Genomic DNA, 20,599 nt, shown 5'->3' with positions numbered 1-20,599 from the left:
ATGTGGTCGGCGTGCGTGTCCGTGATCCGGTGGACCGTTTCGTGTCGGGCGGTGGCGGGCGTTCAATAGCCCGTGGGGCGGACCAGGCCAGACTCATAGGCGAAGACCGCTGCCTGGGTGCGGTCACGCAGGCCCAGTTTGACCAGGATGCGGCCCACGTGGGTCTTCACGGTCTGTTCGGCGACGACGAGGCGCTGGGCGATCTCGGCGTTGGACAGGCCCTGGGCGATCAGGGTGAGCACCTCGGTCTCCCGCTCGGTCAGGTCGCCGACACGTTCCTTCGACGGGGCGCGCGGCGTGGTGCCGAGGCGGGAGAACTCGGCGATGAGGCGGCGGGTGATGCCGGGGGCGAGCAGGGCGTCGCCCGCCGCGACGACCCGTACCGCCTCGGCGAGCTGGTCGGCGGAGGCGTCCTTGAGAAGAAAGCCGGACGCGCCGGCGCGCAGTGCCTCGTAGACGTACTCGTCGAGGTCGAAGGTGGTGAGGACGAGGACCCTGATGTGCGGGCGCTCGGTGGTGATGCGCCGGGTGGCCTCGATGCCGCCCAGCTCGGGCATCCGGATGTCCATCAGGACGACGTCCGGGGCGAGTTCGGCGACCTTGTCGATCGCGTCGAGGCCGTGCACCGCCTGGCCGACGACGTCGATGTCGGGCTGGGTGTTGAGCAGCACCGAGAAGCCCTGCCGGACCATCTGCTGGTCGTCGGCGATCAGTACACGGATGGTGCTGCTCGTCATGGACTCTTTTCTCCTGTCGTGTCCGGTGCCTGCTCCCAGAGCTCGCTGCCTGGTTCGCCGTTACGCGGAAGGAAGGCCACGACGGCGAAGCCGCCGTGGGAGGTCTCGGTCGCCATGAGGGTGCCACCGAGCATCGCGGCACGCTCACGCATACCGAGGAGCCCGTGGCCGGCGCCGGGGAACGGTGGGGCCTTGCGGGCGGGACGCGAGTTGATCACCCGCACCTGCAGACCGCGCGGGAAGTGGGTGAGCTCCACCCGAACGGTCGACCCGGGCGCGTGCCGCAGGGCGTTGCTGAGCGCCTCCTGCACTATCCGGTACGCCGACAGCTCCACGCCCGGCGGCAGCGGGCTCACCTCGCCGTGGATCTCGGTGACGACCGCCAGGCCGGCCGCGCGGGTGTTGTCGATGAGCGCGTCGAGACGGTCCAGGGTGGGCTGCGGTGCGTGCGGAGCGGTGCCCTCGGTGAGGGCCGCTATCCCGTGCGGGTCGTCGGGGTCGGCGTCCGGGTCGTTCTCCGAGCGCAGGACGCCCAGGACGCGGCGGAGTTCGGTGAGGGCCTCCAGCGCGTTCTGCCGGATGCCGTGGAGGTTCTCCTTCAGTTCCTCGGACGGGTTCTCCACCAGGTGCGGGGCGACCTGGGCCTGGATGGAGATCACCGACATGTGGTGGGCGACCACGTCGTGCAGCTCGCGCGCGATGCGGCTGCGCTCCTCCAGGACGGTGCGGCGGGAGCGTTCCTCGGCGGTCATGCTCGTCTGCTCGACGAGTTGGCTACGGGCCTCACGGCGGCCGCGCAGGGCGCCACCGAGGATGGTTACACCCGTGAACATCGCCAGCGCCAACGCGCCCGACGGCACGTAGTTCTGACCGCCGACCAGCCCCTGAAGGACGTACGTGACCAGCGCGGTGAGAGCCAGCACCTCGACGGCCACGCGGGTGGGCAACCGCAGCGCGAGCAGGAACAGCACCATGGTCTGTACGAAGATCCCGGGCCCGCTCCACGGCCAGAAGGGAGCGTCCCAAGTCGGGTTGGAGATCTGGTGAACGCGGGCGCCCAAGGCCGCCACGACCATGACCGTGGTCGACAGCCACCACGCCGGAACCGGCCACCACAGCGCGAGCGCCACCGCCGCTCCCTGCGCGGCCGCGCACAGCAGGCCGTACTCCATGCCAAGGCCGTACCCGTCGACCATGTAATCGGCGTTGGCCACCGTGGTGCCGAACGCGAACAGGAAGACCAGGCCGTGCGGCAGCCAGCGGAGCCAGACCGACGGGGGCAGCGGGTGCGACGTGCCACTCCACAGGTCCTCGCGCAGCACCCGTAGGCCCTTGGTCAGCCGCTTCTCCACCGCACTCATCCGCACCACCCTAGGCATGACGAACCGCCTTGGTCTCCGTCTTCTTCGACTGCCGCGTGCTGTCATGCCGCTGTGTGCTGTGAGGCTGCCGTATGCCTGCCGATCGCCGCGGCCTTTGCGGCTGTTGCCGCCGCTGGACGCGCACCACCCGGGAGCCCTCGCGGGTACGGGGACGGCGGTTCTCGTAGCCGTGGAAGGCTGCCCGGCAGACCAGCAGCGCCAGGGCGAACACCGGCAGCCAGACGAGGCGGGCGGCCACCCAGCCGAGGTCGTCGGGGAGGGTGTGCAGGCCGGGGAGGCGGCCTGCCGCGAGGCCGGTGGCGGTGGTCGCCATCAGCGCGGTCTGGTGCCAGAGGAACACCGTCATCGCCGAGAGGTTGACGAGGGCCACCGCCGCCCAGGCCATCGGTCGGCGTCGCAGCATGCGGCGGAGTGGGCCGCGCAGCAGCAGGGCGAGTCCGCACTGGGCCAGGCCGAAGGTGACGGCGGCCAGGGTGGGTGGGTTGAGGTTGGAGATCTGCGCGCCGGGGACGCCGACCATCGACGCCGGGTAGCCGGCCCAGATGATCAGGGCCGCCGTCGCCGTCGTACCCGACACCAGCAGGGTCCAGCCTGCGCGCAGGCGCTCCAGTTCGCCTCGGGTCCAGGCCGCGCCCAGGGTGTACGGGACCAGCCAGCCCGCGGCCAGGTTGATCCAGCCGAGGCCCTGGGGGCCGCCGAGACCGAATCGGATGAGGTCCACGTGAAGGACGACGGCCAGGGGCCAGAGCGGGTTGAGGCGGGTCAGCAGGGGTGTCGCTGCCGTCAGGGCGGCGAAGACCAGAAGGAACCACAGCGGGGACAGGGCCAGTTTCGCGAGGGTGTGGACCGTGTCGACGCGGGCGCCTGTGGCCAGGAGAGTGATCGTGACCGCCGTCCAGAGGGTCAGGAGGGCGGCGACCGGGAGGAACAGACGGGTCAGGCGGGTGCGGAGCCATGGGGTGTACGTGGTGCCGTGGGCTCGGGCCGAGGTGTAGCTCTTCGTGGCTACGTGGCCGCCCACCAGGAAGAAGACGGCGAGGGTCTGGAAGAGCCAGGAGATGGGGGCCAGTTGGGGCAGGTGCTGGAGGGGACTGGCGGCGTGAAGGGTGTTGCCGTCCGCGACGAGGGCGGTGACCAGCCAGTGGCCCAGGATTATGCCGAGTATGGCGAGGGCCCGGAGGGCGTCCACTGCGCGGTCTCGGTGGGGTGGGGTGGCGGTGTCGACGTGGTGGGCGGCTCGGCGGATGGCGGCGAGAGGGGATCGGGGGCGTTCGGTGCGGGTGGGTCGTGCGGGTGCCTCGGGGTGCTCCCGGCCTTCGACCCGACCGCGGTTCCCACCCGCACCGTCCGTGCGGGAACCGTGGTCGGGTGCGGGTGACCCCTCTGGGAGTTGAGCGTGGTCGGCGGCTGCGGCCCGCGTTTCAGCCGCACCCCGGGCATTGACACCACTCCTGGCTTTCGCCCCGGCGCCAGCCCCGACTCCCGCGGCTGCCCCGACTCCCGCGGCTGCTCCTGCTCCTGCTCCTGCTCCTGCTCCTGCTCCTGCTCCTGCTGGAGCTTGGGTAGCCCTGGGCGTGGGGGTGCGGTCATGCATGGGTTACCTCCGCGGGGGCGCCTTGGGCTATGCGGGCGAGGTTTTTCAGGGAGGTGGAGTCGGGGGCGAAGTAGCCGCTGTGGCCGGCGGGGCCTGCGGTGAAGACGTGGGCACCGAAGGAGGGGGACGTGGGGTCGGAGCCGAAGCCGAGGGTGGTGCCGAAGAGGTCGGTTCGGGTGTGGGGGACCATGCCGATCCAGTCGTCCGTGCCCCGGGCCGCCCATACGCGTGCCGAGGTGTGCAGGGCGGCCGCACTGTCCGCGCCGGTGCCGGGGCTGCCGATCAGTGCCATGTCGTCGACGTCGTCGAGATCGGTGACGGCGCGGGCGCAGACGACCGAGCCGTAGGAGTGGCAGAGGAGGGCGACGCTGGTGGAGTCGCCCACCAGGCCTCGCAGTTCGCGTATGAACGCGCGGAGGTGGGGGGCCGCCTGTTCGGCTCGGGTGGGTGTGAGGACCGTTGTGCTGATGGTTCCGGGTGTTTCGTAGCCGAGCCAGGCGATCACCGCCGTGTCCGGGCCCGTGCGGTCGTACAGGGCCTGTGCGGCTCTGTGGAAGCGGTCGTAGGTGTCCAGGCTCGTGTCCGAGCCCGGGACCAGGACCGCTATGTGGTCGGCCTTCAGCAGGTCACCCAGGACTTCCACCGCCTGGCCGGGGCCCCGGCCGTCGAATGTCAGGAGCTGCCTGGCGGGGGCCGCCATCCACCGGTCGGTCGCGGCCCGGCTCCGGTCGCCGTGGGCTTCGGCCATACGGGCCGCCACCGCGGCGTTCTCGCGGTTGGCCTCGTACGTCGACCTGAGGGTCGTCGGCGTCGGCGGGGCGAGTGGTGCCGGGGGCGGGGCGGGGATCTGCGGCCGGGCCGCGGCGGAGAGGGGAACGATCACGGCCGTCGCCACCAGGAGGGCGAGCAGCGTTCGCCGTAGCCGGGCCGGCCAGGAGGGGCGGAACCGGGGCGCGGCCTGCCGGGGGTCGCCGGGTCGGGGGTCCGCCGGTGTGGGGGACGGTCGGGGTGGTTGTGCCTTCGGGCGTGGTTCCGTGGATGGCCGAAGGTCTGCCTCCGGCCATGTCGCGACCCCCATGTCACCCGCCCCTTCCCCCTCGGGCCGCCCGTCCATCGGGCCGCTCTGGGAAAGAAGTTATGGATCGGGAGCCGTCGTCGGCGTCACGCCAGGGAGCTCATTCGGGATGTAGCCCTCAGGTATTACGGGTATCAGCGGGGAGGAGCCTGGACGGTGGCGGGGGCCGTGTCACGGCACCGTTCACCAGGCCAGTTGCGAGATCTCCTCCACCACCACGGCGCACGCGTCCGCCGCCGGGTCGATGAGGGGGAAGTGCCCCACGTCCTCCAGCAGGGTCAGGCCCACGACCTCGCCCGCCTTGGCCGCGGCGTCGGCGTACGCCTCGGCGACGGCCTGCGGGACGACGATGTCGGAGCGGCCCTGGACGAGGGCCGTGGCGATGCCGGTCGGGAGGAGGAGCGCGGGGTCGGCGTAGGGGCGCCGGTCGGTGAACTTGTCCTGCCCGCCGAGGAGTTGGGTGGTCGCGCCGCCGCAGACGTCCAGCTTCTCGGCCACGCCGAAGTCGGCGATGGGGGCCAGGGCGACGACTCCGCGGAGCGGGGCGGGGCGGGAGGTGCGCCACGGGGCGTCGGGCGGGAGTACGTGGCGGGCCGCGGCCCACAGGGCGAGGTGACCGCCGGCGGAGTGGCCGGTGAGGACCATGCGGCGGGGGTCCGCCTGGGGCAGGGCCGCGCGTACGAGGTCCGGCAGGGCGTCGAGGGCGGCGGCGATGTCGTCGAACGTCTCCGGCCAGCGGCCCGCGGTCGGGGCGGGGGTGCCGGTGGGGCCGGTCTGGGCGGGCAGTGAGCTTCCTCGCCGGTACTCGATGTTGGCCACCGCGAAACCGTGGCGGGCGAGGAAGTCGGCGAAGGGGGTGATGTGGTGACGGTCGTAGGGGGCTCGCCAGGCACCGCCGTGCAGGACCACGACCACGGGGGCGGTGCCCGGGGATGCGACCGCGCCCCTGCCCCCGCCTGTTCCTGTTCCTGTTCCTTCGCCTGTTCCTTCGCCTGTTCCCGAGTCGGAGGTGCGGGGGGCGTAGAAGTCGATCACCTGGTCGGGGTGGTCGCCGTAGGCCACCGTGGCGTCCGGGGCGATGGTCGGGTGCGAGAAGGCGGATGCCTCTTCGGCGGCATCGCGGGCTGCGGCGTCGTCGTCCGGCATGCGCCAACCTCTCGGGTGAAACGGATTTGGAAGGGTTTGGGTGGGCGGGTGCCTGGGAAAGGGGCGCCTGCCGTTGGCGGGGACGGTATCAGGCCCGTGACGTGCATCGACACGCGGATGTGACGCAGGGTCAGGGAGGTGGGGCGGGGTAGCGGAGTGAGGGTGCGCCGGGGTGGCAGCGGAGCCGTCCGCCGCGACCGGGCGGGGGCGGGTTTCGCTCATCGGCGCTTGCCGGATGCCGCCTGCGCCCACCCGTGCCGCCCCGGCTGCACGATTGCCCACAGACCGGGCAGGCGCGGCTGCCCCTGCCTGGCGGAGGCCTGCGGAGGCTCGCGGAGGCCTCCGGAGGTGCTGGGGCACCGCCACCGCCCCAGCACCTGCGCGCTCTCCCCCGGCGCCTCTACCCCAGCGTCCCCACCGTCTCCCCCAGCACCCGGGCCGCTCGCTCCGTGTCCTCGAAGGTGACGTAGAGGGGGGTGAAGCCGAAGCGGAGGACGTCGGGGTGGCGGAAGTCGCCTATGACGCCCTGGTGGATGAGGCGTTTCATGACGTCGGCGGCGTCGTCGCAGCGCAGGGCGATCTGGCTGCCGCGTTCCGCGTGGGCGGTCGGCGTGAGGCACTCGACCCGGCCTTCGGGGACGTACGCCGACACGCAGCGCAGGAAGAAGTCCGTCAGGGCGAGGGACTTGGCGCGGACCGACTCGATCGTCACCCCGGCCCCACTCACGGCCCCACTCACGACCCCGGCCCCACTCACGGCCTCGGTCCCACTCACGGCCTCGGTCCCACTCACGGCCTCGGTCCCGCTCACGACCCCGGCCCCACTCGCGGCCTCAGTTCCGGCGTCCGCGGCGAAGCCGGCTCCCCTGCCCCCGTACCAGACGTCAAGTGCCGCCTCCAGAGCCAGCATCGACAGGATGTCAGGGGTGCCGACCCGGCCCCGCGGCGCGCCCGTAGTCGGCTCGTACGACGGGTGCATGGCGAAGGGCTGGGCGTGGGAGGTCCAGCCGGGGAGAGGGGAGTCGAAGCGGGGCTGGAGGTCTTCGCGGACGTAGAGGTACGCCGGGGAGCCGGGGCCACCGTTGAGGTACTTGTAGGTGCAGCCGACCGCGAGGTCGACCCCGTGTTCGTCGAGGCCCACGGGGAGGGCGCCCGCACTGTGGCAGAGGTCCCAGACGGCGTAGGCGCCGGCCTCGTGGATCGCCGCCGTCAGGGCGGGGAGGTTGTGGAGGCGGCCCGTGCGGTAGTCGACGTGGTTGAGGAGGACGGCGGCCGTACGGTCGCTGAGGGCGGCCGGGACCTCCGCCGGGGTCACCGGGCGCAGTGTGCGGCCGGTCATGCGCGCCGCGGACTCGGCTATGTAGCCGTCGGTCGGGAACGTCGTCGCGTCGACCAGGATCTCGTCGCGGCGACCGCCACCGGCCCCGTCCGCCATGCGTACCGCCGCCACGACCGCCTTGAAGACGTTGACACTCGTGGAGTCGCCGACCACGATCTGGCCGGGCGCGGCACCCACCAGCGGAGCGATGCGGTCGCCGATCCGCTCGGGCGCGGTCCACCAGCCGCTCTCGTCCCAGGAACGGATGCGCAGTTCGCCCCACTCGCGGTACACGACATCCGTGAGCCGTCCGGGGACGGACACCGGCAGCGCGCCGAGCGAGTTGCCGTCGAGGTACACGGCGTCGTCGAGGACGAAGCGGCTGCGCAGGCCGGACAGTTCGTCGGCCGCGTCCAACTCCCTTGCCTGGGAGGTCAGTTCAGTGCTGAGTGCGGTGAGTTCAGACATGGGAGCGCGCCGTCCACAGCTCGGGGAAGACGTTCTTCCGGGCGCGCTTCTCCAGCCAGGCCACACCGGCGGAGCCGCCCGTGCCGGCCTTGGAGCCCATCGAGCGGCGGGTGGCGACGAGGTGGTCGTTGCGCCAGCGCCAGACGAGTTCGGCGACGTCGGTCAACGCCTCGCCGAGGCGGGCGAGTTCGTGGTCCGGGTCGCCGGAGTACAGCTCGGTCCACACCTCCTCGACCTCGGGAGAGGGCTCGTAGCGCTGGGAGACGTCACGGCGTACGACGGACTCGGGGATCGCGTGGCCGCGGCGGGCCAGCAGCCGCAGGACCTCGTCGTAGAGGCTCGGCTCGTGCAGTGCCTTCTCCAGCTCGGCGTGGACGCGGGGGGCACCCCGGTGCGGGACGAGCATGGACGCGGACTTCTCGCCGAGCAGGAACTCCATCCGGCGGTACATCGCCGACTGGAAGCCGGAGCCCTCGCCGAGGGCGGCGCGGTAGGAGTTGAACTGGCCGGGGGTGAGCTGGGCGAGCGGGCGCCAGGAGGCGTTCAAGGCCTCCAGTTCGCGTACGGAACGCTTCAGCGCGTCCTTCGCGGTCGCCACGTCGTCATTGCGGATCGCGGCGGTCGCGGTCTCCCACTCGTGCACGATGACGGTGAACCACAGCTCCATGACCTGGGTGGTCACCAGGAAGACCATCTCGCCGGGGTCGTCGGAGAGGGGGTGCTGGAGGTGGGTGAGAACGTCCGCCTGGACGTAGTCCTCGTACGGGGTGGTGCCCTGGAAGTCGAGATGCGGGGTCTCGGGCTCCGAAGCCTCGTGGGGCTGAGCCGGAAGCGACATCGCTGTCTCCTGCTGTGTACTCCGGGTAGCGGTCCGCCCCTGCCGAATTCCGACACGGGGGCCCCGGTCCCCACCGGCATGTTCGGCGATACCACCCCCGCACCGCAAGGTCCGCCTGGTCACACCAGGCGGACCTGCACGAACAATGCCTTCGGATCAGCCGAATGGGCGCGCCGCCCGGCCGGTGTGTGCCGCCCGGCCGGTGTGTGCGCGCCCGGCCGCATGACCGCGCCGCCCAGCCGAGAGTCCGGACGTTCAGCCGGGTGTCCGGCCGTTCAGCCGGGTGTCCGGGTGTCCGGCCCGTTCAGCCGAGTGTCTGTGCCGCCGTCGGGGAGGAGTCCTTCAGGAACTGGGAGCAGCGCTCGTACTCCTCCTGCTCGCCGATGTCTCCGGCGGCGCGGGCGAGGGCGTGGAGGGCGCGCAGGAAGCCGCGGTTCGGCTCGTGCTCCCAGGGGACGGGGCCGTGGCCCTTCCAGCCGTTGCGGCGCAGGGAGTCCAGGCCGCGGTGGTAGCCCGTACGGGCGTAGGCGTACGACTCCACGACGCTGCCCCGCTCGTACGCGTCGTCGGCGAGCTGGGCCCAGGCGAGGGAGGAGGTGGGGTACTTGGCGGCGACCTCGGCCGGGGGTGTGCCGTTCGCGAGGAGTTCGCGGGGTTCCGGGTAGTCCGGGAGGTGCGTCGGGGGCGGGCCGCCGAGGAGGTTCTGGTGAATCGTCATGGGTTCCAGTCTGGCCCATGCGTGGGGTCGGGTCCGCCGGGTGGGGGGTGGGGGTTCGGTGCCGGGTGTCGGGGCGGGTTTTCTCGCCCCCGCCGCCCCTACCCGTCCCATCCCCACCAGGGGCTGCGCCCCTTCGACCCCCTTGGGCGCCCGAGAGCTCGGGGAGGGCTGTGGGCGGCTGTGGGCAGGTGTGGGCGGGCTGTAGGCGGGCGGGTACGGACTGTGGCGTAGGCCGGTGCGGACCGTGGGCGGGCCGGTACGGGTGGTGCGTAGGCCGGTACGGACCATGAGCGGGCCGGTACGCGTGGTGCGTAGGCCGGTGCGGACCGTGGGCGGGCCGGTACGCGTGGTGCGTAGGCCGGTACGGACCATGAGCGGGCCGGTACGCGTGGTGCGTAGGCCGGTACGGACCATGAGCGGGCCGGTACGCGTGGTGCGTGGGTGCTCGCGCAGTTCCCCGCGCCTCTGGGACGCGCGGAGCTCGCCCCATTCCGTCAAGGGGCGCGGGGAACTGCGCGACCGGCCACGCACGACCCGCACCCGAATTCCGGCCCCGGTCCGGCACGCTCTCGGGGCCGGCTAGTCCTTCGCCGCCTCGCCTCGTTGCTCCCCCTCCAGCGGCGGAGCCGTCACGCAGCCGTGTGTGCGGCATTCGGGGTGCTGGCAGTCGGGCGCGGGGCGGCGGACCGTGGCGAAGGCCAGGGCCGAGGCGACGAGGAGGGCGAGGGCGCAAACGGACATGGCGGTGTCGAAGGCGCTGTCGAACTGGATGGGTGAGCGGTACGCCTCCGGGCCCATGCCGGCGATCAGGGGGAGCGCGGCCACGGCCAGGAGGCCTGCCGCTCGGGCGGCGGCGTTGTTGATGCCACTGGCGAGGCCGGCGTGGTCCGTGGTGACGGAGGCGAGGACGGTGGCGGTCAGGGGGGCCACGAGGGTGACCATGCCGAGGCCCATGACCAGGAGCGCGGGAAGGACGTCGGTGACGTACACGGCGTCGGGACCCACGCGGAGCATCAGCAGGACACCCGCCGCGCACAGCAGCGGGCCGACGGTGAGGGGGATGCGGGGGCCGATGCGTTCGCCGAGGGCGCCCGCGCGGGCGGAGAGGAGCAGCATCAGGACGGTGATGGGGAGGAGGGCCGTGCCCGCGCCGAGGGCCGAGTAGCCGGAGACCACCTGGAGCTGGAGCGCGGCGAGGAAGAAGAAGCCGCTGAACGCCGCGTACACGAACAGGGTGACGATGTTGACCGCCGTGAACTGGCGGGACGCGAAGATGTCCGGCGGCATCATGGGGTCGGGGCGGTGGCGTTCGACGTGGATGAAAGCCACGGCCGTCGCCACGCCGGCGAGTGCGGTGACCGCGACCGCGAGCGTGCCCGCTCTGGCCTCGATCAGCGCGTACGTGATGAAGGCCAGGGACGCGGCCCCGAGTACGGCACCCAGGACGTCGAAGCCGCGGTCGTGGCTACGGCCGTCCGCGGATTCCGGTACGTGGCGGGCGGCGATCGGGACGCAGAGGAGGGCCAGGGGAACGTTCAGGAGGAAGACCCAGCGCCAGCCGGGGCCGTCGACCAACCAGCCGCCCAGGAACGGGCCGACGGCCGCGCCCATGCCGCCGAAGCCGGACCACAGGCCGACCGCCCTCGCGCGGTCGTCGGGGTGGAACGACGCCTGGATGAGGGCCAGCGAACCGGGGGTGAGGAGGGCACCGCCGACACCCTGGAGGGCTCGGGCGGCGATCAGTACGCCGCCGTTCGGGGCGATGCCGCAGAGGAGTGAGGCCGCGGCGAACCACACCACGCCCACGACGAACACCTTGCGGCGGCCGAAACGGTCGCCCAACGCGCCACCCAGGAGGATCAGGCCGGCCAGGGTGAGCATGTACGCGTTGACGGTCCACTGGAGAGCCGCGAGGTCGGCGTCCAGGTCGAGGCCGATACGGGGCAGGGCGACGTTGACGACCGTCGAGTCCAGCATGGCCATGCTGGAGCCGAGCACCGTGGTCAGCAGGATCCACTTGCCCTGGGGCGAGGCCAGGCGTACGTCGGCCATGGTCGGAATCATCCCGCGACGGGGGCGAATGGGCCAGGTGTGCGGGTGAGCCGTCGAGCGGCCCGTTGCCCTGGCCGTGAGGCCGGACGGTGGGGCGTGGGCGGACAGTGGGGGCGCACGCGGACAGTGAGGGTGCGGGCGGACAGTGGGGGCGCGGGCGAGGGCGCGGTCGTCGCGCGACCCGGCAGGCGCTGACGGGGTGCCGTTGCGCCCACGCGCGCCGCCCCTGGCGGCACGACTGCCGCCCGCAGCAGGGACAGTCGACGGGTCTATCCCCGGCGACACAACCGCCCACAGCCGGGACGGCCGACAGGACTACCGTTCCTCTGGACTGAGCGGGGGTGAGTCAGTTCAGCCGCGCGCCCGCGCGCCCCGAACGGTCCTGGGCGAGCCGGTCCCCGGCGTACTCGACCCCGGGGCGGCGACACGCATCCTGTGCGTGGCCCGGGCCCGGGAGGCCAGTTCCCTGCGCGACCTGGCCAAGTGGATACGGCCAGAGGCGACGGGGAGGCCCTGAACCATCCTCTGGTGGAGCAGGGGCCCCGCACGCTGACGCCGCACCCGGTGTACCAGGTCGCACGATCACGTTAGCCCGAACGGCCCAGGGCACCGCAAGCCCGCACGCCCGCCCGGCCCGCAAGCCCGCAAGCCCGCAAGCCCGCAAGCCCGCAAGCCCGCAAGCCCGCAAGCCCGCAAGCCCGCAAGCCCGCAAGCCCGCAAGCCCGCAAACGGACGATCACACGACCGAGCCAACTCGACCTTGTGCGCACTCCTTGGCAAACAGTTCCAACCCCTCCACACGACTGCCCGCAGTCGCATGTGCGGCTGCGGGCAGTCGTGGTGATGTCGCCGGGGCGCACCGGACCGGGCGGCGGGGTGCACCGGACCGGGCGGCGGGGCCGTCCCGGGTCGGTTACTTGATCTTCGTGCCCGCCGAGCGCAGGTTGCCGCAGGCCTCGACGACGCGGGCCGCCATCGACGCCTCCGCGAGCTTGCCCCAGGTGCGGGGGTCGTAGGTCTTCTTGTTGCCGACCTCGCCGTCGACCTTCAGGACGCCGTCGTAGTTCTGGAACATGTGGGCCGCGACCGGACGCGTGAAGGCGTACTGGGTGTCGGTGTCGATGTTCATCTTGACGACGCCGTTCTCCAGTGCGGTGCGGATCTCCTCCTCGGTGGAGCCGGAGCCGCCGTGGAAGACGAAGTCGAACGGGGACTCCTTGCCGAAGCGGGCGGCGACGCCCTCGTTCAGCTGCTTGAGGAGGTCGGGGCGCAGGACGACGTTGCCCGGCTTGTAGACGCCGTGGACGTTGCCGAAGGACGCGGCCAGCAGGTAGCGGCCCTTCTCGCCCAGGCCCAGCGCCTCGGCGGTGCGGATCGCGTCGTCGACCGTCGTGTAGAGGGAGTCGTTGATCTCGTGGGAGACGCCGTCCTCCTCGCCACCGGTCGGGGTGATCTCGACCTCAAGGATGATCTTCGCGGCGGCGGCGCGGGCGAGGAGTTCCTGCGCGATGGAGAGGTTGTCGGCGAGGGTCTCCGCCGAGCCGTCCCACATGTGGGACTGGAAGAGGGGGTTCTGGCCGCGCGCGACCCGCTCCTCCGACACCGCGATCAGCGGACGTACGTAGCCGTCCAGCTTGTCCTTGGCGCAGTGGTCCGTGTGCAGCGCGACCGTGACGGGGTACTTCTCGGCCACGATGTGCGCGAACTCGGCCAGGGCGACGGAACCCGTCACCATTTCCTTGCTGTACTGACCGCCCAGGAACTCGGCGCCGCCGGTCGAGATCTGGACGATGCCGTCGCTCTCCGCCTCCGCGAAGCCGCGCAGCGCGGCGTGCAGCGTCTGGGTCGAGGTCACATTGATGGCCGGGTAGGCGAACTTGCCTGCCTTCGCCCGGTCGAGCATCTCGTTGTAGACCTCGGGGGTTGCGATGGGCATGGTCCGCTCCTTGTATGTGCGGGTGGCGTTGTGCTTACGAGCCCTGACCTAGGGTTGCGACGTCATCGTCGGCCCCATCCTTCCAGACGGGACCCGATGCTCCGGCCAGGGTGTCCAGAACTGTTCGGTAACCCCTGACCTTGGTGTTCTTATCCGCGGATGGGCCTCAATCGAGGCACGACGCGCTCAGTCGAGGCCCAGTTCGTCCTTGGAGAACGCGAAGCGGTACGGGACCCCGGCGCCCTGCTCGATCTTCTCGGCGGCGCCGGTCGCCCGGTCGACGATGGTGGCGACGGCGACGACCTCGGCACCTGCCGCGCGCACGGCCTCGACGGCGGTCAGCGGGGAGCCGCCGGTGGTGGAGGTGTCCTCGACGACGAGTACGCGGCGGCCCGCGATCTCCGGACCTTCGACCTGCCGCTGAAGTCCGTGCGCCTTGGCCGCCTTGCGGACGACGAAGGCGTCCAGCCTGCGGCCTCGCGCGGCGGCGGCGTGCAGCATGGCGCCGGCGACCGGGTCGGCGCCCATCGTGAGACCGCCGACCGCGTCGAAGTCGAGGTCGGCGGTCAGGTCGAGCAGCACCTGCCCGACCAGCGGGGCGGCCTCGCCGTCGAGGGTGACGCGGCGCAGGTCGACGTAGTAGTCCGCCTCCAGACCCGACGACAGGGTCACCTTGCCGTGCACCACGGCCTTGTCCTTGATCTGCTGCAGCAAAGATCCACGTACGTCCACGTCAGTCATGGCAGCCAGCTTAAAGGGCCCCTAATGTCCCCTTACCGGCTGTCCTCCTGAGAGCTGTCCTTCTCCAGGCGCCGCCAGGTCCAGGTCGTCGTGGCTTCGAGGGGGTCGATGGGGGTGACCAGGCGGGGGTGGGTGTTGAGGCCGTTCGGCGGGCCGGTCTGCGGCTCGACGCAGACGGCCTCCGCCTGCTCGTCGTAGAGCACCACCCACTCCTCGCGAGAGGCGACCTTCAGCTCCAGCCGTTCCGGCCAGGTGAGGGTGACGTCGACGCCACCGGGCATGCCGAAGCAGTCGTCCCAGGGGCCGGGCGCGGGGTCGAGGCGGTTGCCGGTGGGGAGGTGGTCCGCGCCGCGCTCCTCCTGCCAGGCGGGCGTGAAGTCGATCCGTACGTCCTCGCCGCCGTCGGCCAGGCTCCGGTTGAACCAGGGGTGCCAGCCGATCTGGGCCGGGAAGGAGGAGTCGTGTGCCTCCACGGACATGGTGAGGGTGAGGGCGTCCGGGGTGAGGGTGACCACCTGGGTGACGCGGCCGGGGTAGGGCCAGGGCTCGACGAGGTCGTAGGTGAGGACGGCCTCGGTGCCGCCGTGGCTCGCGACGCGCCAGGCTCCCTCGCGGGTCGTGCCGTGGATGGCGTGGGGCGGGGCGTTGAGGGGCATCTGCTGCACGCTGCCGCCGTCGCGGAACCGTCCGTCGCGGATCCGTCCACACCACGGCACCATCGGGAAGCAGCCGAACCGCTCGCCCTGCCGCAGCAGTTGGACCCCACCGACAGCCAGGCCCGCCACCCGGCCACCGTTCCCCGGTGCCAGCACCACCTCCGCGTCACCCGCGGCCAACGTGATCTCTTCGCTACTCACCCCTCGACCCTACTGGCCCACCCCACCGAGGAGTTGCCGGACCACGCTTCCCGCGAGGGGACGGCACAGCGGAGAGCGAAGTCGGTGGAGGCGGGCCAGGGGCGGGGCGTGCCGGCCGCACGGCTGTGTGGGTCCTTCTCCTCCATGCTGCGGCGTCGTCGAGTTCGATGACCTGCCTGGTCCGTACGGCGGCGCACCGCCCGCGGGCGGTGCGTCAGCGGCGTTTGCGGAGGGCGCGGGTCACGATGATGGCGGAGGCGACGGCGAGGGCGGCTGCGGGGGCCGCCCAGCGGAGGGTGGCGCTCGCGGAGACGGGTTCGGGCGCCGGGACCGGGGCGTACCGGCCGCGCGGCGGTGCGTGGTCGACCTCCTCCGCGCTACGGCCGATCATCGTCCGGCGGGCGTGCGCGGCCTCCGCCGGCGGCTCGCCCCCGGCGACGAAGTCCTCCTCGGCGAAGGGGTCCAGCGCCGACGGCGGGACCTCGGCCTCGAAGACGGAGGCGGGCGGCTCGTCCTCGACGGGGGCCGGGGGCTCTCCCTCATCCCGACCTTGCTCGTCAGCGGCTTCACCTTGCTCCTCAGCGGCTTCGGGGGATTCAGCGCTTTCGGAGGCCACGCCGACGTCAGAGGCGCCCTCGGCTTCGGGGGCTTCGGATCCGAGGGCGTCGGATCCCGGAGCCTCGGATCCGGGAGCGTCGGATCCCGGAGCCTCGGATCCCGGAGCCTCGGATCCGACCGTGGGCTTCGGCTCGGTCTCGGCCGCCTTCCCCAAGTTCTCCGCGAACCGCCCCAGCAGCCGCGTCACCGCCGAGGACACCGAGTCGGCCGGGAGTTCGGTGATGCGGCCGTCGGCGGTGGCTGTGCCGGTGCAGATGAGGGTGGTGCCCTCGGTGGCCGGGGTGAGGCGGAGGGTGAGGGTGAGTTTCACGGCGCCGCTGCCGCGGGCCTCGGTGGCGTCGCCCTCCACGGCGTAGGAGCCGTCGTCCTGGGCGGTGACGCGGAGGGTGCCGCGGTAGGTGATGGTGTGGCCGGCGACGCGTACCTTCACGCGGCCGGCGACGGGCGGGGTGCCCACGTCCTGCTGGAGCCCGGGGACCGCTCGGGCCACCCGCTCGGGATCGGACAGCGCCTCCCGGAGGCGGCCGACGGGAACCGGAACGAACACCTCATGCTCCATGGAAACCGAGCCTACCCAGGTGGCACCGCACCGCACCCGTACATACGCGTTATTGCTCGTATTCCGCCCCACGCGGCCCCAAGCGGCCCGCACACCCCTCACTCATCGCACTCATCGCACGCACCTCGCGGATTCATCTGACTCATGCCGCTCCATGCGGCCCATGCTCCCCACACGGCCCATGCTCCCCACGCGGCCCACACGCCCCGCACGGCTCAGCCGGTGTACCTCGGGTGCACCAGCGTCGACGGCTGCAGGCCCCGCACGCGGTCGGCGGCGTCGAGGCGCGTGGCCCCGGTACCGAGGTCCGGTGGTGGGCGTCGGCCGACGTCGGGCCGGGTCGCCAGGACGAAGCCCCAGTCGTGGGGGGCGCGGGAGGTGTGGGCCGTGCGGTCGGGGCGGGTGACGAAGCCGGGGGCGACGGCGGTGACCCGGTACGGCGTGGTGTGCAGCCCGGTGGCGCGGACGGTGGCGTCGACCGTCCAGAAGACCTGCCGCCGGGACGACACCGGGCCCGCGTGCACCACCATGCGGCCGTCGGGGGCCAGGACCTCACGGGCCAGGCCGTAGAACTCCTGCGAGTAGAGCTTGGTGCTCGCCGTGATGCCGGGGTCGGGAAGGTCCGAGATCACGACGTCGTACGGCTCCGTCGGGCGGACGCCGCGCAGCCAGGCGAAGGAGTCCTCCGTGAAGACGCGGACGCGGTCGTTGGCGTAGGCGTGGTCGTTGAGGGCGGAGAGGGCGGGGTCCGTGCGGGCCAGACGCACCACGCCCGCGTCGAGTTCGACGACGTCCACCCGGCGTACGTCGTCGTGGCGGAGCACTTCGCGGGCGGCGAGGCCGTCACCGCCGCCGAGGACGAGGACGCGGGCATGGGGGCCCGCGTTCATGGCGGGGTGGACGAGGGCCCGGTGGTAGCGGTGTTCGTCGCGGCCGCTGATGCGCAGGCGGCCGTCGAGGAAGAGGGAGAGCGGGCGGCCGTCCCTGCCGCCGGTGAGGACGACCTCCTGGACGCCGGTCTGCAACGCGACCCGTACGTCCTTGCCGTACACCGCCCGCCGGGCGGCGCGCTCGAAGTCGTCGACGTGTACGGCGGCGGTGGCGAGGAGACCGAGAACGGCGAGGTTGGTGGCCAGGAGCAGCCGGCGGGCCCGGCGGGTCATGTCGTGGCGGAACAGGCCGAGGACGAGGGCGCCACCGACCAGGACGTTGACCGTGCCGGTGAGCAGGGCGCCGGTGAGCTGGCCGAGCCAGGGCAGGAGGAGGAAGGGGAAGGCCAGGCCGCCGACCAGCGCGCCCACGTAGTCGGCCGCGAACAGGTCGGCGACCGCGCCGACCGCGTCCTGGCGGCGGATGCGCTGGATCAGCTCCATCAGCAGCGGGACCTCGGCGCCGATGAGCAGGCCGATGGCCAGGGAGAACGCGACGAGGAGGTAGCGGGAGCCGCTCGCCCACATGCCGCCCCAGTCGCCGGTCCAGGCGAACGCCGCGTACAGCACCAGGGCGCTGCAGCCACCGACGAGGGCGAGGGCGGCCTCGATGGCGCCGAAGCCGAGGGCCGCGCGGGGGCGCAGGCGTTTGGCTGCGAGGGAGCCGATCCCCATGGCGAAGACCATGACCGAGAGGACCACGGAGGCCTGGGTGACGGAGTCGCCGATCAAGTACGAGGCGAGGGCGACGAGTTCCAGTTCGTACACGAGTCCGCAGGCGGCGCAGACGAAGACGCCGGCGAGAACGAGGAAGCGGCCGACTCCCGGGCGGACCGGTAACCAAGCCTGGGCACCGGGGCCTCCGTGGCCGCGCCAGGGGGGAGGGGCGCCGGGGGGTGCGGGGGCGTGCGGCTCGATCACTCCTGGCACGCTACCGTCACGGTCGCGCTCCGCTGGGTCACCCACACGGGTGGTCTGCGACGCTTCGCCGGGTGCCTAATCGCTCGGGGGTTCGGGTGCGTTGGCGGGTGCGGGTGCGTGGGGGCTGGTCGCGCAGTTCCCCGCGCCCCTGAAAGGCAGGGGCTGCGCCCCGTGCTTTCAGGCCCGTAGGGCCGTCGTCTGCCAGGCTCGCAGGGCTTGGCCTTTCAGGCACGCAGGGCTTGGCCTTTCAGGCACGCAGGGCCTGGTCTTTCAGGCCCGCGGGGCCTGGTCTTTCAGGCCCGCGGGGAACTGCGCGACCAGCCCCACCGGGCCCGCACCCGACCACCCGTCACAGCCACCCCACCACTCGTCCCGCCCACCCCGACGCACCCCCACTCACAGCGTCACCGACACCCTGACCCCAACCCTCGTTCTCGTCGCGACCAGTTGCCCGTCCTGGGGATACGCGTGCCACGTACGCCAGTGGACCTGACCCTCGTGTCTCTGCGCGAGCATCGCCGTGAAGGCGTGCGGGCTGCCGGGGAAGACGCCTGCCAGGCCGTGGGGATGGTCGGAGACGAGGGCCAGAAGCTCCTGGGCGCGGCCGGCGAAGGAACCCGGTGACAGCACCTCGACGCGGGCGGCGAACTCGTACTCCCAGTCGCCCACACGTTTGGCCACACCGAGCGGGAGGGGCGTGCTGGACCCCGGGATGCAGGCGACCGTCTCCGAACAGTGGCTGCCCTGCTCCTCCTCAAGGAGTACCTGGTGGGACGCGCCGAGCAGTCGCAACTGCAGCTTCGCACCGGCGAGTTCGAGATCGAGCGTGGCGAGCGCGGGCAGCGGTTCCCGCCCCAGGGCCCAGGCGAGGTCTGCCGCGCGCGTGTCGGTGTAGGCGGTGTTCAGGGTCGTGAGCATGGGTCGGCTCCGCAGCGACGCAAAAGAGAAGAGGTGTGGGTCCGGCGCACCCCGGTCGGCACCGGGAATCGTGGCCCGGTCAGCCAGGTCGGGTGAGGACGACGTCCCAGTCGGTCCGGTCAGCCGCGTCAGGCCTGCCGGGAGGGACGTCCGGGGGCTGCGTTGGCGATTTATAGGGAATCATGAACTGTGGCGCCGCCACAGCGTTTTTACCCAACTTGACGCGGTTTCCATCCCCCCGAGGGCTGCCCAGCTCAACTGTTCAACCAGGCGTACGCTCCGTCGGTCAACGCGCTCCCCGCGCGCCCGCCGGGCCGGGCGCGCGAACCCCGGGAAGCGCCCACCGGACAACCGGGCCCACCCGGCGTACTCAGGCGTGAACAGGAGTCACACCCGTGCGCCGCCCGAACGTGCAGCGGGCACGCGAGCACGGCTACTCGGGCGCCTGCCCCGTCCGGTCGGCATCACACACGCGAGCGCCCGCCGGGAAGTCCGTCCCGGCGGGCGCTCGTGTCGTGGAGCTCGGCTGCCCCGTGTCAGCTGCCTCCACCGCATCCGCCCCCGCCACCGCAGGAGGAACCGCCACCGCAGGACGAGCCGCTGCTGCTACCGCACGACGACGAGCTGCCGCTGCCGCAGGACGACCCACCACCCCCGGACGACGAACCGCGGTCGTCGCCCGACGAGGAGTGGGACGACCCGCTGTCGCCGACGCCCGCGGCGCCCAGCACCCACCAGCTGTTGTCACTGTTGCTGGAGCTGCTGCTCGAGCTGCTGCCGCTGCGGTGGGCACTGCGGTGGGCGCTGCCGCCGCCGCGTCCGTTCGACGAACGGCGCCGTGCGGCCGCTCGTGCCGCGCGCGTCCTGCGGTTGCTGACGACACCGATCACCGTCGTGAGACCGATCACCGTCACCAGGATGAAGCCGATCACCGCGATCGCGTTCATGGCGTCACCCTCCCCTCTTTCTTCTGAGTCCCCCGAAGCGACCCCCCGTGGGTGCCTCGCTCACTTGCGTGTCGCGGAGATGCCCCCGCTGTTGACCGCTCAAAGCCGAGTTGAGCAAGTCCAGAGCTTGTTCGTGCGGTCAGCCGCCGCTGCCGCAGGAGGAGGACGAGCCGCCCCCGCGGGACGAGCCGCCACCGCTGCCGCACGACGACGAATCGCCGTGACCGGGACCGTGGCTGTTGTCGGCGCCGACACCGTCGCCGTCACTGCCGGGCCACGGCGACCGTGCGGCATCGTCCCACCAGCTGTCGTGCCGCCGGAGCGGTCGGGGCGGGCCCAGGCCGGGCGCGTCGCCGACACCGCTTCGCGCGATCACCATGACGATCGGCACCACCAGCGACGTCACCACCACGAGGGCGGCGAACAGCAGGACGCCGAGCGGCAGGAGTGTCACGACCATCGGTCAGCTTCCGCCGCCGCAGCCGCCGCCACCGCCACCGCCACCGCCGCAGGAGGAACCGCCCCCGCAGGACGAGCCACCTCCGCACGACGATCCACTGGACGAGCCGCCGGACGAGCCGCCATTCGCCCACCAGCTGCCGCGCCGCCCTCGGCGCCTGGCAGTCCTGCCGGCTCGGACGGCGACCGCCAAGCCGATGAGGACCACCACTCCCATGGCGACGAGCACAAGGATGAGGTCGTTCTCCACGATGACTCACCCTCCCCTCTTCTTTTCCTGTGTCCCCCGAAGCGACCCCCCGTGGGCGCCTCGCGCACTTGCGTGTCGCGGAGATGCCCCCGCCGCGGACCGCTCAAAGCCGAGTTGAGCAAGTCCAGAGCTTTGT

17 protein-coding genes are annotated in these 20,599 nt (G+C 72.2%); all 17 read right to left on the bottom strand.

Going from position 1 to position 20,599, the window contains the following annotated elements; genetic code table 11:
• Positions 1-62: 62 nt before the first annotated feature.
• Positions 63-737, bottom strand: coding sequence for a response regulator (locus OG858_RS25275; protein WP_086753861.1), 675 nt, complete (start codon positions 735-737; stop codon positions 63-65).
• On the bottom strand, positions 734-2,098 hold the full coding sequence (locus OG858_RS25270) for a sensor histidine kinase (RefSeq protein ID WP_328544414.1): 1,365 nt from the start codon (positions 2,096-2,098) through the stop codon (positions 734-736). Before OG858_RS25270 ends, OG858_RS25275 begins: the two co-directional genes overlap by 4 nt.
• A gap of 10 nt (positions 2,099-2,108) precedes the next feature.
• Positions 2,109-3,365, bottom strand: coding sequence for an acyltransferase family protein (locus OG858_RS25265; protein ID WP_319065632.1), 1,257 nt, complete (start codon positions 3,363-3,365; stop codon positions 2,109-2,111).
• Between the two features lie 340 nt (positions 3,366-3,705).
• On the bottom strand, positions 3,706-4,608 hold the full coding sequence (locus OG858_RS25260) for an alpha/beta hydrolase (protein WP_408059428.1): 903 nt from the start codon (positions 4,606-4,608) through the stop codon (positions 3,706-3,708).
• Positions 4,609-4,971: 363 nt separating this feature from the next.
• Positions 4,972-5,934, bottom strand: coding sequence for an alpha/beta hydrolase (locus tag OG858_RS25255; RefSeq protein ID WP_328544415.1), 963 nt, complete (start codon positions 5,932-5,934; stop codon positions 4,972-4,974).
• A gap of 400 nt (positions 5,935-6,334) precedes the next feature.
• Positions 6,335-7,720 (bottom strand): kynureninase, encoded by a 1,386-nt coding sequence (locus tag OG858_RS25250; RefSeq protein WP_328544416.1) that lies wholly within the window; start codon positions 7,718-7,720, stop codon positions 6,335-6,337.
• Positions 7,713-8,558, bottom strand: coding sequence for a tryptophan 2,3-dioxygenase family protein (locus tag OG858_RS25245; RefSeq protein WP_086750799.1), 846 nt, complete (start codon positions 8,556-8,558; stop codon positions 7,713-7,715). The genes OG858_RS25250 and OG858_RS25245 overlap by 8 nt, the downstream gene beginning before the upstream one ends.
• 304 nt (positions 8,559-8,862) lie before the next feature.
• Positions 8,863-9,276, bottom strand: a complete 414-nt coding sequence (locus OG858_RS25240) for a DUF3151 domain-containing protein (protein WP_086750798.1) — start codon at positions 9,274-9,276, stop codon at positions 8,863-8,865.
• 579 nt (positions 9,277-9,855) lie between these two features.
• Positions 9,856-11,328 carry an MFS transporter gene (locus OG858_RS25235; RefSeq protein WP_328544417.1) on the bottom strand — a complete coding sequence of 491 codons (1,473 nt, stop codon included), beginning with the start codon at positions 11,326-11,328 and terminating at the stop codon, positions 9,856-9,858.
• 913 nt (positions 11,329-12,241) lie between these two features.
• The gene (gene fbaA / locus OG858_RS25230) at positions 12,242-13,264 is read right to left on the bottom strand and encodes a class II fructose-bisphosphate aldolase (RefSeq protein ID WP_328544418.1); all 1,023 of its coding nucleotides are present in this window, start codon (positions 13,262-13,264) and stop codon (positions 12,242-12,244) included.
• Between the two features lie 186 nt (positions 13,265-13,450).
• On the bottom strand, positions 13,451-14,005 hold the full coding sequence (gene pyrE, locus OG858_RS25225; RefSeq protein ID WP_037702743.1) for an orotate phosphoribosyltransferase: 555 nt from the start codon (positions 14,003-14,005) through the stop codon (positions 13,451-13,453).
• Positions 14,006-14,037: 32 nt separating this feature from the next.
• Complete coding sequence (locus tag OG858_RS25220) at positions 14,038-14,862, bottom strand: aldose epimerase family protein (protein WP_319065565.1); 825 nt, start codon at positions 14,860-14,862, stop codon at positions 14,038-14,040.
• A 214-nt stretch (positions 14,863-15,076) separates the two neighbouring features.
• On the bottom strand, positions 15,077-16,039 hold the full coding sequence (locus OG858_RS25215; protein ID WP_328544419.1) for an SRPBCC family protein: 963 nt from the start codon (positions 16,037-16,039) through the stop codon (positions 15,077-15,079).
• A gap of 215 nt (positions 16,040-16,254) precedes the next feature.
• The gene (locus OG858_RS25210) at positions 16,255-17,889 is read right to left on the bottom strand and encodes a polyamine aminopropyltransferase (RefSeq protein WP_319267383.1); all 1,635 of its coding nucleotides are present in this window, start codon (positions 17,887-17,889) and stop codon (positions 16,255-16,257) included.
• A 396-nt stretch (positions 17,890-18,285) separates the two neighbouring features.
• Complete coding sequence (locus OG858_RS25205) at positions 18,286-18,807, bottom strand: DUF2617 family protein (protein WP_319267385.1); 522 nt, start codon at positions 18,805-18,807, stop codon at positions 18,286-18,288.
• A gap of 536 nt (positions 18,808-19,343) precedes the next feature.
• The gene (locus tag OG858_RS25200) at positions 19,344-19,754 is read right to left on the bottom strand and encodes a hypothetical protein (protein WP_179201421.1); all 411 of its coding nucleotides are present in this window, start codon (positions 19,752-19,754) and stop codon (positions 19,344-19,346) included.
• Between the two features lie 139 nt (positions 19,755-19,893).
• A complete protein-coding gene (locus OG858_RS25195; RefSeq protein ID WP_086753296.1) occupies positions 19,894-20,214 on the bottom strand; it encodes a hypothetical protein in 321 nt (106 codons plus the stop codon).
• Between the last annotated feature and the right edge of the window lie 385 nt (positions 20,215-20,599).

Source organism: Streptomyces europaeiscabiei, from assembly GCF_036346855.1.
Lineage (GTDB): Bacteria > Actinomycetota > Actinomycetes > Streptomycetales > Streptomycetaceae > Streptomyces > Streptomyces europaeiscabiei.
This window is presented reverse-complemented; position numbering and strand designations above follow the sequence as displayed.

What these genes read in the sequence shown, in the direction of transcription:
- pyrE (WP_037702743.1), bottom strand. Translation starts at nt 14,005, where the DNA reads ATGACTGACGTGGACGTACGTGGATCTTTGCTGCAGCAGATCAAGGAC.
- OG858_RS25275 (WP_086753861.1), bottom strand. Translation starts at nt 737, where the DNA reads ATGACGAGCAGCACCATCCGTGTACTGATCGCCGACGACCAGCAGATG.
- OG858_RS25195 (WP_086753296.1), bottom strand. Translation starts at nt 20,214, where the DNA reads ATGGTCGTGACACTCCTGCCGCTCGGCGTCCTGCTGTTCGCCGCCCTC.
- OG858_RS25270 (WP_328544414.1), bottom strand. Translation starts at nt 2,098, where the DNA reads ATGAGTGCGGTGGAGAAGCGGCTGACCAAGGGCCTACGGGTGCTGCGC.
- fbaA (WP_328544418.1), bottom strand. Translation starts at nt 13,264, where the DNA reads ATGCCCATCGCAACCCCCGAGGTCTACAACGAGATGCTCGACCGGGCG.
- OG858_RS25235 (WP_328544417.1), bottom strand. Translation starts at nt 11,328, where the DNA reads ATGGCCGACGTACGCCTGGCCTCGCCCCAGGGCAAGTGGATCCTGCTG.
- OG858_RS25215 (WP_328544419.1), bottom strand. Translation starts at nt 16,039, where the DNA reads ATGGAGCATGAGGTGTTCGTTCCGGTTCCCGTCGGCCGCCTCCGGGAG.
- OG858_RS25200 (WP_179201421.1), bottom strand. Translation starts at nt 19,754, where the DNA reads ATGAACGCGATCGCGGTGATCGGCTTCATCCTGGTGACGGTGATCGGT.
- OG858_RS25255 (WP_328544415.1), bottom strand. Translation starts at nt 5,934, where the DNA reads ATGCCGGACGACGACGCCGCAGCCCGCGATGCCGCCGAAGAGGCATCC.
- OG858_RS25205 (WP_319267385.1), bottom strand. Translation starts at nt 18,807, where the DNA reads ATGCTCACGACCCTGAACACCGCCTACACCGACACGCGCGCGGCAGAC.
- OG858_RS25250 (WP_328544416.1), bottom strand. Translation starts at nt 7,720, where the DNA reads ATGTCTGAACTCACCGCACTCAGCACTGAACTGACCTCCCAGGCAAGG.
- OG858_RS25245 (WP_086750799.1), bottom strand. Translation starts at nt 8,558, where the DNA reads ATGTCGCTTCCGGCTCAGCCCCACGAGGCTTCGGAGCCCGAGACCCCG.
- OG858_RS25240 (WP_086750798.1), bottom strand. Translation starts at nt 9,276, where the DNA reads ATGACGATTCACCAGAACCTCCTCGGCGGCCCGCCCCCGACGCACCTC.